At 72.7% G+C, this 12917-nt stretch carries 11 protein-coding genes; 6 read left to right on the plus strand and 5 right to left on the minus strand.

The genetic code is table 11. From position 1 onward, the window contains the following. Positions 1-14: 14 nt before the first annotated feature. From SAM23877_RS03065 to SAM23877_RS03075, 3 genes are all read left to right on the plus strand, one after another. Positions 15-740 carry an aspartate/glutamate racemase family protein gene (locus SAM23877_RS03065; RefSeq protein ID WP_053142110.1) on the plus strand — a complete coding sequence of 242 codons (726 nt, stop codon included), beginning with the start codon at positions 15-17 and terminating at the stop codon, positions 738-740. Between the two features lie 160 nt (positions 741-900). After that, on the plus strand, positions 901-1611 hold the full coding sequence (locus SAM23877_RS03070; protein ID WP_053126658.1) for a GntR family transcriptional regulator: 711 nt from the start codon (positions 901-903) through the stop codon (positions 1609-1611). A 109-nt stretch (positions 1612-1720) separates the two neighbouring features. After that, the gene (locus SAM23877_RS03075) at positions 1721-2161 is read left to right on the plus strand and encodes a hypothetical protein (RefSeq protein WP_053126660.1); all 441 of its coding nucleotides are present in this window, start codon (positions 1721-1723) and stop codon (positions 2159-2161) included. 21 nt (positions 2162-2182) lie between these two features. Here the strand turns inward: SAM23877_RS03075 and SAM23877_RS03080 are convergent, their stop codons facing one another. From SAM23877_RS03080 to SAM23877_RS03100, 5 genes are all read right to left on the minus strand, one after another. Beyond that, complete coding sequence (locus SAM23877_RS03080) at positions 2183-4030, minus strand: glycoside hydrolase family 35 protein (protein ID WP_079029989.1); 1848 nt, start codon at positions 4028-4030, stop codon at positions 2183-2185. 108 nt (positions 4031-4138) lie between these two features. After that, positions 4139-6133 (minus strand): amylo-alpha-1,6-glucosidase, encoded by a 1995-nt coding sequence (locus SAM23877_RS03085; RefSeq protein WP_053126663.1) that lies wholly within the window; start codon positions 6131-6133, stop codon positions 4139-4141. Then, the gene (locus tag SAM23877_RS03090) at positions 6130-7494 is read right to left on the minus strand and encodes an MGH1-like glycoside hydrolase domain-containing protein (RefSeq protein ID WP_053126664.1); all 1365 of its coding nucleotides are present in this window, start codon (positions 7492-7494) and stop codon (positions 6130-6132) included. Before SAM23877_RS03090 ends, SAM23877_RS03085 begins: the two co-directional genes overlap by 4 nt. Then, positions 7491-8291 (minus strand): TIM barrel protein, encoded by an 801-nt coding sequence (locus SAM23877_RS03095; RefSeq protein ID WP_053126667.1) that lies wholly within the window; start codon positions 8289-8291, stop codon positions 7491-7493. The genes SAM23877_RS03090 and SAM23877_RS03095 overlap by 4 nt, the downstream gene beginning before the upstream one ends. A 75-nt stretch (positions 8292-8366) precedes the next feature. Then, complete coding sequence (locus tag SAM23877_RS03100) at positions 8367-9440, minus strand: zinc-dependent alcohol dehydrogenase (protein ID WP_053126669.1); 1074 nt, start codon at positions 9438-9440, stop codon at positions 8367-8369. Positions 9441-9566: 126 nt separating this feature from the next. On the opposite strand from SAM23877_RS03100, the gene SAM23877_RS03105 reads away from it, so the two are divergent. The 3 genes from SAM23877_RS03105 to SAM23877_RS03115 are packed head-to-tail and all read left to right on the plus strand — an operon-like array spanning position 9567 to position 12901. Next, entirely contained in the window at positions 9567-10970 is a 1404-nt protein-coding gene (locus tag SAM23877_RS03105) for an ABC transporter substrate-binding protein (RefSeq protein ID WP_053126671.1), read from the plus strand. Positions 10971-11000: 30 nt separating this feature from the next. After that, positions 11001-12020: a carbohydrate ABC transporter permease gene (locus SAM23877_RS03110; RefSeq protein ID WP_053126673.1), complete on the plus strand. Its 1020-nt coding sequence runs from the start codon at positions 11001-11003 to the stop codon at positions 12018-12020. Next, on the plus strand, positions 12017-12901 hold the full coding sequence (locus SAM23877_RS03115) for a carbohydrate ABC transporter permease (RefSeq protein ID WP_053126674.1): 885 nt from the start codon (positions 12017-12019) through the stop codon (positions 12899-12901). Before SAM23877_RS03110 ends, SAM23877_RS03115 begins: the two co-directional genes overlap by 4 nt. Positions 12902-12917: the final 16 nt, after the last annotated feature.

The raw sequence follows: 12917 nt of genomic DNA on the forward strand, positions 1-12917 counted from the left end.
AGAAGGCCCACCCCATGCGCATCCTCGTGGTCAACGTCAACACCACGCAGTCCATCACCGACGCGATCGGCGAGCAGGCGGCCCGCGCGGCCTCCCCGGGCACCGAGATCGTCCCCCTGACACCCGCCTTCGGCGCGGAGTCCGTCGAGGGCAACTACGAGAGCTACCTGGCCGCGATCGCCGTCATGGAGGCCGTCCGCGCCCACCCGGGACCGTTCGACGCGGTGATCCAGGCGGGTTACGGCGAGCACGGCCGGGAGGGGCTGCAGGAACTGCTGGACGTCCCCGTCGTCGACATCACCGAGGCCGCCGCCAGCACCGCCCAGTTCCTGGGCCGCCGGTACTCCGTCGTCACCACCCTGGACCGCACGGTCCCGCTGATCGAGGAACGCCTGGCGGTGGCGGGCCTGAGCGCCCGGTGCGCCTCCGTGCGCGCCAGCGGCCTCGCCGTGCTGGAACTGGAACGGGACGAACAGGCCGCCGTCGAGGCCATCACCGAACAGGCCGCCCGTGCGGTCGAGGACGACCGGGCCGAGGTCGTCTGCCTGGGCTGCGGGGGCATGGCCGGTCTCGCCGAGCGGGTGGTGGAGCGTACCGGTGTCCCCGTGGTCGACGGTGTCGCCGCCGCCGTGACCATCGCCGAGTCGCTGGTCCGTCTGGGTCTGTCCACCTCCAAGGTGCGTACGTACGCGCGTCCGCGCGCCAAGCGGATCGTCAACTGGCCCCCGCAGGCCGGCTGACACGCGCGCGCCGCCCCCGTACCGCTCCCCTGCCCTGTCCCCCGGCAGGCGGCCGTCCCCCGGTCGTTCCCGGTCGCGGGGTATTCTGACGGGCCGCCGACTCCGCTCCGCACCAGCGCGGTCGGGGGCCTCGGAACGGGACGACGGACGAAGGACGGCGATGGCTGCGTCACAGGGCTTCGTGCCCGAGTCCGAGCGGGTCACGCGGCAGTTGCGCGACGAGATCGTCGACGGGGTGCGCCGGCCGGGCAGCCGCCTGGTGGAGCGGGAGCTGGCCGAGTCCCTCGGCGTGAGCCGGCTGCCCGTCCGGGAGGCCCTGAAGACCCTGGTGTCCGAGGGCCTGGTGACGCCGAGACCGCGCACCTGGGCGGTGGTACGGGAGTTCACCGCGAGCGACATCGCCGATCTCGACGAGGTGCGTTCGGGTCTGGAGACCCTGGGGTTCAGGCTCGCCGCCCAGCGGCACACCCGCGCCGGGCTGGAGAAGCTCCGCGCGACGGTGGACGCCGAACTGGAGGCGGCCCGCGCGGGCGACGCGGTGCGGGCCCGCCGGGCGGCGGCCGACTTCCACCAGACGGTCATCTCCCTGGCCGCCAACGAGCTGCTCAACGAACTCGAGCGCGTCCTGCGCAGTCGGTTGAGGTGGCTCATGGGCCAGCACGACGACCTGCTGGGCGTGGCGCTGGAACACGAGGCGCTGTACCGGGCGATCGCGGAACGCGACGTCGAGCGGGTGCAGGGCCTCGTACTGCACCATCTGGCGACGAGCCGCAGCGCGGCCCTGGGGCACCAGGCGCGGGAGCGGGAGCAGGAGCAGGGGCAGGAGCAGGACCGACGAGGCCCCCGGGGGCGGGAACCGGATCCGTCCTAGCGAGGCCAGGTCTGCGGGGCCGGGCGGCGACCCGCGCACGTACGTCGGCGAACAGGGGGCATACGGATGTCCCGAAGGCCCTCTCCGTCGCCGACCAGCGGGAGCTCCCGTGACCCCGAGCCTGCACACCGCACGTGCATGCGGTGCCGCCACCGCCCTGCTTCTCGTCGCCGCCGGGTACGCGGCCACCCACCATCCCTGGCTCGCCCTGCCCGGCCTGTACGCCGCCGCCGTGTTCGCCTGGTGCGCCGCCCGCGCCCGGGCGGAGCACCGGCGCCGCCTCGTACGGGCGCTGCAGGCCGAGCGGCTGGCACGCCCCCGGCCGCCGCGGCCGCTCGGCGCCGTGCTCAAGCCGTGCTGTGCGTTCTGGCGGCACTCCGACGGCATGGTGCACGGCCCGGAGTGCACCCGTCCCGCCGCCGCCCGCGTCCCCCTCGGCGCCGACTGCTGCGAGCGGTGGTGGACCTCGCTGGGCGCGGAGCACGACGCCGCGTGCCCTCGTCACGCCCACGCCTACGACCAGGACCGGACCCGCACGACCCCGCAGTAGTGCCGCACGGCCGGGGCGCCCTCAGTCGAAGGTCTCGACGTACTCCTCGGCCGGTCCGAGTTCGGGCCGGTCCCGAAGGGCGAGGTGGTCACCGAACCGTTCCAGCTCCAGGACGGTGAGGGTGTTGGCTCCGGGTCTCAGGAGGGGCCGGGGCAGGTACAGCGTGGTCTGGGGGCCCACCTCCCAGTAGCGCCCCAGGAGGAACTCGTTGACCCAGACGAAGCCCTTGGCGAAGCCCGGCAGGGCGAGGAAGGTGTCGGCCGGTTCGGCGACGTCCAGGCGCGCGTGCGCGAACCCGGCGGCGCCGCCGGGCTCCCCCGCCGAGACGGCGCGGGCGATGTCGCGCGGTGTCCACTCGTCCAGCGGGAGCCGGTGCATGGTCCAGCCGTGCACCAGTCGGCGCTCCACCCGCACCCCGCCGAGGATGCCCTTGCCCTGGCCCAGCAGCGGCCCGTAGTTGATCCGCCCCTGGTTCTCCACCAGCAGCTCCAGCCGGATCCGGGCCCCGGTGCCGGCCACGGTGAACGAGGACGTCTCGCGGTCGAGCACGCCCGCCGAAGCGCCGTCCACGAACACCTGGGCGCGGTCGTGCAGTCCGGTCACGGTCACCTCCTGCGGTCCCCGGGGCAGGAGGGGGCGGGCGGTGTAGAGCACGAGGCCCGCGGACTGCCCGAGTTCCTCGAAGCTGAGCGGTACGGGAGCGCCCACCGGCTCGGCGGCGGCCCGCAGCGCGTCCAGCAGGGCCGCCCGCCGGGTCACCGGGAGCGTCCGCGGAGGAAGGAGGGGCGGATCGGAGGGCAGGGCCGCGCGGGGCGCCGTCCGGCCGGCGAGGGCGGCGAACCTCTCCCGCAGGGCGTGGAACTTCGGGGTGAGCGCGCCGTGTTCGGACACCGGGGCGTCCGAGTCGTAACTGGTGACGGTCGGGCGCAGGACGCCCCCGTCGTGGTTGGCCCCGGCCCACAGCCCGAAGTTCGTGCCGCCGTGGGCCATGTAGAGGCTGACCGAGCCGCCGGCATCGAGGATCTCCTCCACCTCCTGTGCGGCACCGTCGCGCGAGCGGACGTGGTGCTTCTCGCCCCAGTGGTCGAACCAGCCGTTCCAGAACTCCGCGCAGAGGAAGGGCTCGCCGGGCCGGCGCGAGCGCAGCAGGGCCGCCGCCTCCGCCGCCCGGGAGCCGAAGGTCGCGGCCGCCAGCTCGCCGGGCACGGTGCCGCCGTCGAGCATGAGCGGAGTGGGCCCGTCGGCGGTGTACAGCAGTTCCGTGATGCCCCGGTCCACGAGGGCGTCCCGCACCCAGCGGACGTAGGCGTGGTCGTCGCCGTAACTGCCGTACTCGTTCTCGATCTGCACGGCCACCACCGGACCACCGTGCACCGCCTGCAGTTCGGCGACCCGCGGGACGAGTGCGTCGAACCAGCGGGCGACCGCGTCGAGGTACGGCTGGTGGCCGGCGCGCAGCCGCATGCCCGGGGTGCCGGTGAGCCAGGCCGGCAGTCCGCCGTTGTCCCACTCGGCGCAGATGTACGGACCGGGCCGCACCATCACGTCCAGACCGGCGCGCTGCGCCAGCCGGACGAAGCGCGCGAGGTCGCGCCAGCCGTCGAAGCGCGCTTCCCCGGGGCGGCGTTCGTGGAAGTTCCACGGGACGTAGGTGTCCACGGTGTTGAGCCCGAGGGCCGCCAGCCGGTCCAGGCGGTCGGCCCACTGCTCGGGGTGGACCCGGAAGTAGTGCAGTGAGCCGGACAGGACACGGTGCGGCCGGCCCCGGCGCAGGAACGCGCCGTGGGTGTGCGTCAGGGTGGCCGTCGGGCGCGCGGCGCCGGTCGGGGGCGGGGTGCCGGTCGGGGGCGGGGTGCTGGAGAGGGTCACTCGACGGCTCCGGTGGTCGTGCCCGGCCCGGCCCGCGCTGTTATCGATCTCCTGTAGGGAGCCGGTGTTGACCCGACCGACTATGACAGAGGATGTTATCGATGCCAATCATCGATGCCAATCCTCGTCGTCGGCCGATTCGCGGCCCAGCGCCGTCCACAGGGCCAGCGGGGCGGCGGCCGCCCACGCCTGGGGCGAGCAGGAGTGGGGGTACGGGACCGGTGCGGCGGTCGCGGAGCGGTCGTAGCCGGCGAGGACCTCGGGCAGCCGGTGCCCGTGGTGGGCCGCCGCCGCCACGAGGCCCTCGGCGACGGCGCGCAGCTCGGCCGTCAGGCCCTGGCGGGCCAGCCCCAGGGCGATGACCGCGTTGTCGTGGGGCCAGGCGCTGCCCCGGTGGTAGGAGAGCGGGTGGTAGGGCCGCTGTCCGGCGGCGAGGGTGCGGATCGCCCAGCCGGAGAAGAAGTCCGGCTCCAGCAGCCGCCGCCCCACCCGGCGGGAGCGGTCCGGGTCGAGGATGCCGGACCACAGCAGGTGTCCGGCGTCCGAGGCCAGCGCGTCCACCTGGCGGCCGTCGCCGTCCAGGGCGAGGGCCGGGAAGTCCGCCTCCGGCATCCAGAAGTCGCTCGCGAAGCGGTCCCGCAGCCGGGCGGCCTCCTCGCGGAGCCGGTGCGCGTACGCCTCGTCCCCCCAGACGTCGAGGGCGAGTTCGGCCGTACGCAGGAGTGCGTCGTACGCGTAGCCCTGCGCCTCGCAGACGGCGACGGGGCCTTCGGCCTGGGTACCGTCGCGGAAGCAGATGGCGCCCGCGGAGTCCTTCCAGTTCTGGTTGACCAGTCCGCCCGGATCGGGGGTGTACACCAGGTAGCCGTGCGTCTCCAGGCCGCCGTCGGTGAACATCCAGTCGACGGCCCGCCGGGCGTGCCGTTCCAGGCGTGCGGCCAGGGTGGGGTCGCCGGTCGCCTCGTGATGGGCGTGGAGCAGGACGAGGAAGAGCGGGGTGGCGTCCACGGCGCCGTAGTAGCGGCCGTAGGGGACCTGCCGGAAGTGGGCGAGTTCGCCGTGCCGTGTCTCGTGGACGATGCGGCCGGGCTGCTCGCCGCTGAAGGTGTCGTGGCGCTCTCCCTGGGTGGCGGCGAGCGCGCTGAGCACGGCGGCCGCGGTCGCGGGCCGGTACGGCAGCAGGAAGTACGACGTCAGCAGTGAGTCGCGGCCGAAGAGGGTGAGGAACCACGGGATGCCGGCGGCGGGGACGTGCACCTCGTCGCCGTCGACACCGGTGACCGGGATGGTCAGCAGGTCGATGTCGGCGAGACCACGCTCGACGGTGCGTGCCAGGTCGTCCGGGGCGGCCGCCGCCGCGCCGCCGTGCCGGAACGGACGCCGTTCGGCGCCGGACGCGTCAGAGGCGGAGGCGGAGGCGACAGAAGCGGACGCGGCGGGCCGGGAACTTCCGTGCGGACGTGCGCGGACGGTCAGGTGCAGATCGGCCCGTCCGTGCGCGTCGAGCGGCAGGTGCCAGGTCAGCGTCCGGGCGGTGGCGGACGCCGGCGCCTCCGGTTGCGCAGGTCCGGTGGTGTCCGGCGCGGGACGGCAGGTGAGCTCCGTGAGGGCGTGCCAGTCGTCGCGCCGGTAACCGAAGAGCAGTCCGTCGGCGGTGTCGCGGGTCTCGTACGCCGCGCCGGGCTTGGCGTAGTCGCGGTCGTCGGCGCGGAGTTCGAAGAGGTCGGCGAAGTCGCTGTCGACGGTGAGGGCCAGGCGGGCGGTGACCGGGTCGGGCCGGTTGCTGACCAGGCTCAGGTGCTCGGTGAGCGTGCCGGCGGTGACGCTCTGCCGCCGGAAGACGGTGTACGCGGGCGGGTGGTCCCGGGTGCCTTCGGGGGTCAGCACGCAGGCGGCGGAGTCGTCGGATTCCGCCGTCGCCGGGACCAGGCCGACGGGGCCGGTGCCGTCGACGGTGAGCCGCCAGTGGCTGAGGTGCCGGGCGTCCTGGAAGAACAGCCCGTCGGGAGTCGAGCCGCGGGTGCCGCTGATCTCACCGCCGGCGCCGAGCCGGACGAACGTGGCGTCGCGCACCAGCTGGACGCGGGGGTCGGCCGCGGTCATGGTGTGAATTCCTTCGGGTCGGCGCTCAGCAGGTCGAGGGTGAGGGCGGCGGTCCAGGAGAAGTGCCGGGTGCCGCGGGCCGCTCCGGTGGAGGGGTCGACGTACTCGGCGAAGCCGGAGTGCCCCGCCCGGGCCAGGAAGTCGGCGCGCAGACGTGCGGCGTCCTGCTGGAGGCCGTGGGTGCGCAGCCCGCGCTCGATCAGCCAGGCGGTGTTGAACCAGGCCGGGCCGCGCCAGTACCGGGTGGGGTCGAAGGCGTGGCCGGTCAGGTCGTAGCTGGGGACCAGCCGGGTGGCCGGGGCGCTGAAGCGCGGACCGGTCAGCGTGGTGTGCAGGCGCCGGACGACGTCTGTCGGCAGGTGCGGGACGAGGAGCGGGATCAGGCCGCTGACGCTTCCTTCGTCGACCGGGGTGCCGGTGTGCAGGTCGCGTACCCGGAACAGCCCGGCCTCCTCGTCCCAGAGGCGGTCCACGAGCGCTCGGGTCAGCTCCGCGGCCCGCTCGGTGTGGCCCCGGGCGGGCAGGCCCATCTCGCGTGCCATGGCGGCCAGGGCCAGTTCGCTCACGACCAGCAGCGCGTTGAAGCACGGGTCCTCCACCGCGAAGCGGTGCCGTACGACGCGGTCGTCGTAGCCGGCGTCCCGGTACTCGGTGGCCAGCCGGACGTAGCGGCCGTAGTCGAGGTCGGTGGGCCGGTCGGCGGGGTGGCCGTGGTCGAGGTCGGCGCGGCGGAAGGTGTCGGGCGGGCTGGGCTCGATCCGCTGGAGGGCCCGGTCCCAGCAGGGGCTGTTGTCCATGCCGGGTTCCCAGGGGTGGACGACGGCCGCCAGCCCGCCGCCGCCGAGGTCGCGGCGGGTGAGGAGGTAGTCGTGCCAGGCGGTGAGGCGGGGGTGGACACGGGCGAGGAAACCCCTGCGGCGGGACTCGGCCGGGTCGGCCAGGTGCACGAGCCAGGCCGCCAGCGCGTGCACCGGCGGCTGGACGATGCCCGACGTCTGTGCGGCCGCCGGGGCGCCCGCGGCCCGGCCCGCCCGGGAGGACTGCCAGAAGTCCGGGCTGGGGAAGTACGCGTCGGCGGCCACCGCGGGGTTGAAGACGATGTGCGGGACGCGTCCGTCGGCCCACTGCGCGGCCAGCAGGGACTCCAGTTCCCGCTGGGCGCGGCGCACCGAGAGGTGGCGCAGTCCGATCGCGATGAAGGCGCTGTCCCAGCTCCACTGGTGCGGGTAGAGGGTGCGGGAGGGGACCGTGGAGGCGCCGGTCCAGTTGTCGATGAGGACCCGCGCCGCACCGCGCCGCAGGGTCAGGTCTGCGGGCGCGGTGGGCGCGGGCCGGTCCAGGAGGTTCGGGGCGGCCCTCACGCGCCGGACCTCTTCAGGAAGGCGGGGACGGAGCGCACGGCCTCGGCGGGGTCGCCGGTCAGCCGGCATTCCAGGGCGAGGTGTCCGTCGTAGCCGATGGTGTGCAGGGCGCCGAGCCAGGCGGGCCAGTCGAGGTGTCCGGCGCCGGGCTGGAAGCGGTTGGAGTCGGAGACCTGGGCGTGGCCGATGACGTCGGCGTGGGCGAGGATCGCGGCGGCGGGGTCGGTCTCCTCGATGTTCATGTGGTAGCTGTCGATGCCGATCCGGACCGAGTCCAGGCCGACGGCGCGGATCAGGTCGGCGGCCTGGTCGAGCCGGTTGACCATGTGGTCCTCGTAGCGGTTGAGCGGCTCCAGGAAGAGCGTGACACCCTCCCTGCGGGCGTGCTCGCCCAGTTCGGCCAGTCCGTCAAGGAGCACCTCGCGGTCCTCCGTCTCGGTGCGCGGCGGCTCGAAGGGGGGCAGCCGGCGGGAGAACATGCCGTACGAGGCGGGGGTCTGGGCGCCGACGCCGCCGATCTCGGCGATGACGGTGAGCTGGGACTTCATCTGGGTGATGGCGTCGCGGCGCAGCTCCTCGTCGAAGGCGCCGAGGAAGTGCAGCATGTCCACGCAGACGGTCGGCATGACCACGCCGTCCTTGCGGGCCTGCCGGAGTTCTTCGCGGCGGGAGGCGAAGTGGAGGTCGCCCTTGCCGCGCAGTTCGATCGCGTCGTAGCCGGCCTGCTGGGCGAAGTCCCACTTGGCCTGCAGGGTGTCTCCGGGCAGGAGCTGTTCCTGGACCGCGGTCTTGAGCATGAGGGGCCTTTCGGAAGTGTCGGTCACGGCCGGTCTCCGGGAGCCGGTCTCCGGAATCGGGTCTCAGGAATCGGCTCAGAACTCCAGGACGACCTGAAGCGCCTCCGCGGGCCGCTCGTCCAGCAGTACGTAGGCGTCGGCGGCGTCGGCGACGGGGACGACGTGACTCACCAGCGCGTCGACGTCCACCTGGCCCTCCGCGACCAGGCGCAGGAAGGTCCGCTGGAGGCGTTCGACCGTCCAGCGGTTCGACAGCTGCGGGGGGACGCCGCCGATCTGGGAGCAGATCAGCTGGACCCGGTTGTGGTGGAACTCGTCGCCCAGGCGCAGTCCGATGCCGTCGCCCTGGTAGAAGCCGGAGGCCACCACCCGTCCGCCGGCGGCCACCGAGCGCAGCGCCTCGTGCAGGGCCGGGTAGGCGCCGCTGATCTCGATGGCGAGGTCGGCGCCGAGACCGCCGGTGGCCTCGCGGACGCGTTCGGCGACGGCGTCGGTGCGGGCATTGAGGGTGTGCTGGGCACCGAAGCGCCGAGCGGTCTCGAGCCGGCCGTCGAGGGCGTCGACCGCGGTGACGCGGGCGCCGCTGAGCTGCGCCAGCCGGGTGGTGAGGAGACCGATGACGCCCTGCCCGAACACGGCGACGTCCTCGCCGAGGTGGATGTCCCCGGCGAGGACCGCGTTGTACGCGATGGCCCCGACCCGGGCGAAGGCTCCGGCCAGCGGCTCCAGCCCGGCGGGCAGGGTGTGGCCGATCATGCGTTCGGCGGGGACGATGCCCTCGCTGCGGTGCCCCCAGATGCCCCACACCAGGTCGCCGGCGACCGGCATTCCCGGGGTGCCGGCCAGCTCCGGGGAGACCTCGACGACCTCGCCGACCTCCGAGTAGCCCCAGCCGGCCACCGGGTACTCGATGCCGGGCGCGCCGTCACGGAAGAGCCGTGCCTCGGGGTCCCAGGTCCGGGTCAGGTACGGGTTGGTGCCGCGGTAGGCGGTGAGTTCGGTACCGGCCGAGATGCCCGAGTAGCGGGTGCGCACCCGCAGGTGGCCGGGCGGCAGGTCGGCCCTGACGTGCTCGGCCACCTCCACCTGTCGGGGGCCGGTGAACTGGACGACGCGCTCCGGGGAGGACGCGGGCGACACGGATGACACGGGTGGCTCCGGAAGGGTTGCTGATTGCGGTTGCGTCGACAATATCCGCAACTTATGTCTTGTCAACAAGCAAAAGTGATGCTGTGATGCGTCACGAGCAGACGTAAGCCGGAACGAGGACACTCAATGCGCATCAGGACCCTGCGGTCGAGGACGACCGCGGTCGGCGTCACGGCAGCCCTGGGGATCGGGCTGCTCTCGGGCTGCGCAGGCAGCACCGGGCCCGGCAAGCCGGACCGTGAGATCACGGTCTGGTCCCAGGAGAACCTCCCCGACCGCGTCGCCGCGACGCAGAAGGTCGTCGACGCGTTCGAGAAGAAGACCGGGATCGAGGTCCATCTCGTCGGGGTCGACGAGGGGCAGATGCCCCAGCTGATCATGTCGGCCGCGGCGTCGGGCACGCTGCCCGACGTCATCGGCGCGGCCCCCATGGGCCAGGTGTGGCAGATGTACAGCAACGGGCTGCTGAACACCGACATCCCGCAGCAGATCGTCGGCGAGCTGGGCCGGGACACCTTCAACGCCAACGCGCTGGAGCTGACCTCCGACGGCGGCACCAGTCTCGGGGTGCCGTCCGACGCGTGGCTCCAGCTGCTGGTCTACCGCAAGGACCAGTTCGAGAAGAAGGCGCTGGCCGCCCCCGACACGTACGCGAAGACGCTGGCCGCCGCCGAGGCGCTGACCACCAAGGGCCACGACGGCATCTCGGCGGCCACCGACCCGAGCGACGTCTTCACCTCGCAGAGCTTCGAGAGCCTCGCCCTGGCCAACGACTGCCAACTGGTCGACGACGCGCACGAGGTCGCCCTCGCCTCACCGCGGTGCGAGACCGCCTTCCGCACGTACGACCGCCTCGCCCGGACCTACGGCGCCCCGGGCACCCAGACCGTGGACTCCACCCGCGCCACCTACTTCGCCGGTCAGTCCTCCATGGTCATCTGGTCCTCCTTCCTGCTGGACGAACTCGCCGGCCTGCGCAAGGACGCCCTGCCCAGTTGCCCCCAGTGCGCGAAGGACCCCCGGTTCCTGTCGGACAACAGCGGCATCGTCACCGCGATGCAGGGTCCCGACGCCCGGGAAGCGGCCCAGTTCGGCGAGATCACGTCCTGGGTGACCACCAAGACGGCCGAGACCGCCGCGTCCCGCGAGTTCATCGAGTACATGATGGGCACCGGCTACGAGTCCTGGTTCGGCATGGCTCCCGAGGGCAAGATCCCGGTCCGCAAGGGGACCGCCGCCGATCCCGGCCGCTACCTCGACGCCTGGCGCTCCAGCGACATCGGGGTCGACACCCGCAAGCCCCTCGACGAGGTCTTCCCCGAGAGCCTCCTCGACCAGCTCGCCGACGGCGTCAGCAACATGCGCCGCTGGGGCATCACCCAGGGCGAGGGCGCCCTGGTCGGCGCCACCAACGGCGAACTGCCCGTACCGAAGGCCATCGGCGCCATGACCAGCGGCCAGAGCTCGCCGTCCGAGGCGGCACGCGAGGCCGACGAAGAGGTCGCCGCCCTGAAGAAGTCCCTGCAGTAGCCGCCCGCCTGCACGTCACTAAGGTCCCTCATGACAACAGCCCCAGCCGGCGCGCCGCAGCGCCGGGACACCGACCCCCGGTCCACGGACCGGCCCGCTTCCCCGGGCCGGCGTCCGATGACCGCCAGCCGGCGCGCGAACCGCGCGGGCCTCGCGTTCGTCTCCCCCACCTTCCTCGTGGTCCTCGTGGTGGTCGTCCTGCCCATCGCGTGGACGGTGCTGCTCGCCTTCCAGAAGGCCAAGCTCGTCGACATCCAGGGCATGGGCCTGTTCGGCAACTGGTCCCTGGACAACTTCGCCCAGGTCTTCGACTCGGCCGGTTTCTGGTCCAGCCTGTGGACCACCCTGCTGTACACGGCGGGCTCCACACTCGGCTCCGTCGCCCTCGGCCTGGTCGCGGCTCTCGCGCTGCGCAGGCCCTTCAAGGGGCGCGGACTGCTGCGCGCGGCGATGCTGCTGCCGTACGTCGCGCCCGTCGTGGCCGTGGCCTTCGTCTGGGAGGTCGCGCTCAGCCCGCAGTACGGCGTGGTCAACGACTGGGGCCGGCGCCTGTTCGGCTGGGACGACCCCATCGCCTTCCTGTCGACGCGGGAGTACGAGGTCCATCTGCTGGGCCTGCACTTCGACATCCCGCTGGCCCTGCTGACGGTCATCGTCTTCGAGTGCTGGCGGTACTTCCCCTTCGCGTTCCTCTTCATCCTGGCGCGGCTCCAGGCGGTCCCGGACACCCTTGAGGAGGCCGCGCTGGTCGACGGCGCGACCATGACCCAGCGGTTCCGGCACGTCCTGCTGCCCCAGTTGATGCCGGTGATCGCGCTGCTGTGCGTGCTGCGGTTCATCATGACCTTCAACAAGTTCGACGACGTGTACCTGCTCACCGGGGGTGGCGCGGGCACCGACGTCGCCGCCGTGCGCGTCTACGACTTCCTGACCGCCCGCTACGACGTGGGAGCCGCGGCCGCCCAGGCGCTCACCCTGGCCGTCGTGCTGATGATCCTGCTCGGCCTCTACTTCAAGTTCTTCGGCAACAAGGTCCAGGAGGAAGCGTGACGCGCAAGGCGGCCCTGACCCGGGCCCAGTTCGAGGAGCGGTTCTTCGGCGTGCTGCGCTGGTTCGTCATCGTGTTCCTCGCCCTGATCACCGTGATCCCCTTCTACTACATGGTGCTGCTGTCGCTGAAGCCCATCGACGCGCTCCTGCTCGACCCGGGCTCCCTGTGGATCTCGGCCAAGGACTTCACCTTCTCCACCTACCAGGACGTGCTCCGCTCGACCGACGCGGGCGGCCAGGGCTTCCTGAAGTTCCTGCTCAACTCCGCGCTGGTCTCCCTCGGCACGGTGGTGCTGACCCTGGTGGCCGCCGTGCCCGGCTCGTACGCCGTCAGCCGGCTGAAGTTCTTCGGCCACCGGCAGGTCAGCGCGCTCTTCCTGGCCGTGTACATGTTCCCCGCGACCCTGCTGGCGGTGCCGCTCTTCGTCATCTTCGCGAAGGTCGGTCTCTCCTCCAGCCTGGTCGGTCTGGCCATCGTCTACGTGGCGCAGACGGTGCCGGTGTCGATCTACATGCTGAAGAACTACCTCGTCACCATCCCCGCCTCCATCGAGGAGGCGGCGGCCCTGGACGGGTGCTCCCGGCTGCAGACCGTGCGCAAGGTGATCCTGCCGCTGGCGCTGCCCTCCCTGATGGCGACCGGCCTGTACGTCTTCATGATCGCCTGGAACGAGTTCCTCTTCGCGCTGCTCTTCCTGGCCGCCGACCCCGACAAGTGGACGGTGTCCCTGGGCCTGGCCCAGCTCTCCAACGGCATCGAGGTGCCGAAGACCGTCCTCATGGCCGGTTCCGTGGTGCTGACGATCCCCGTGGTACTTCTGTTCTTCGCCGCCGAACGGCTCCTCACCGAGGGCCTGACCAGCGGTGCCGACAAGAGCTGAGCCGTGGGGGACTCCA

Source organism: Streptomyces ambofaciens ATCC 23877 (genome assembly GCF_001267885.1).
GTDB classification, from domain to species: Bacteria; Actinomycetota; Actinomycetes; order Streptomycetales; family Streptomycetaceae; genus Streptomyces; species Streptomyces ambofaciens.

What these genes read in the sequence shown, in the direction of transcription:
- SAM23877_RS03065 (WP_053142110.1), top strand. Translation starts at nt 15, where the DNA reads ATGCGCATCCTCGTGGTCAACGTCAACACCACGCAGTCCATCACCGAC.
- SAM23877_RS03110 (WP_053126673.1), top strand. Translation starts at nt 11,001, where the DNA reads ATGACAACAGCCCCAGCCGGCGCGCCGCAGCGCCGGGACACCGACCCC.
- SAM23877_RS03085 (WP_053126663.1), bottom strand. Translation starts at nt 6,133, where the DNA reads ATGACCGCGGCCGACCCCCGCGTCCAGCTGGTGCGCGACGCCACGTTC.
- SAM23877_RS03070 (WP_053126658.1), top strand. Translation starts at nt 901, where the DNA reads ATGGCTGCGTCACAGGGCTTCGTGCCCGAGTCCGAGCGGGTCACGCGG.
- SAM23877_RS03095 (WP_053126667.1), bottom strand. Translation starts at nt 8,291, where the DNA reads ATGCTCAAGACCGCGGTCCAGGAACAGCTCCTGCCCGGAGACACCCTG.
- SAM23877_RS03105 (WP_053126671.1), top strand. Translation starts at nt 9,567, where the DNA reads ATGCGCATCAGGACCCTGCGGTCGAGGACGACCGCGGTCGGCGTCACG.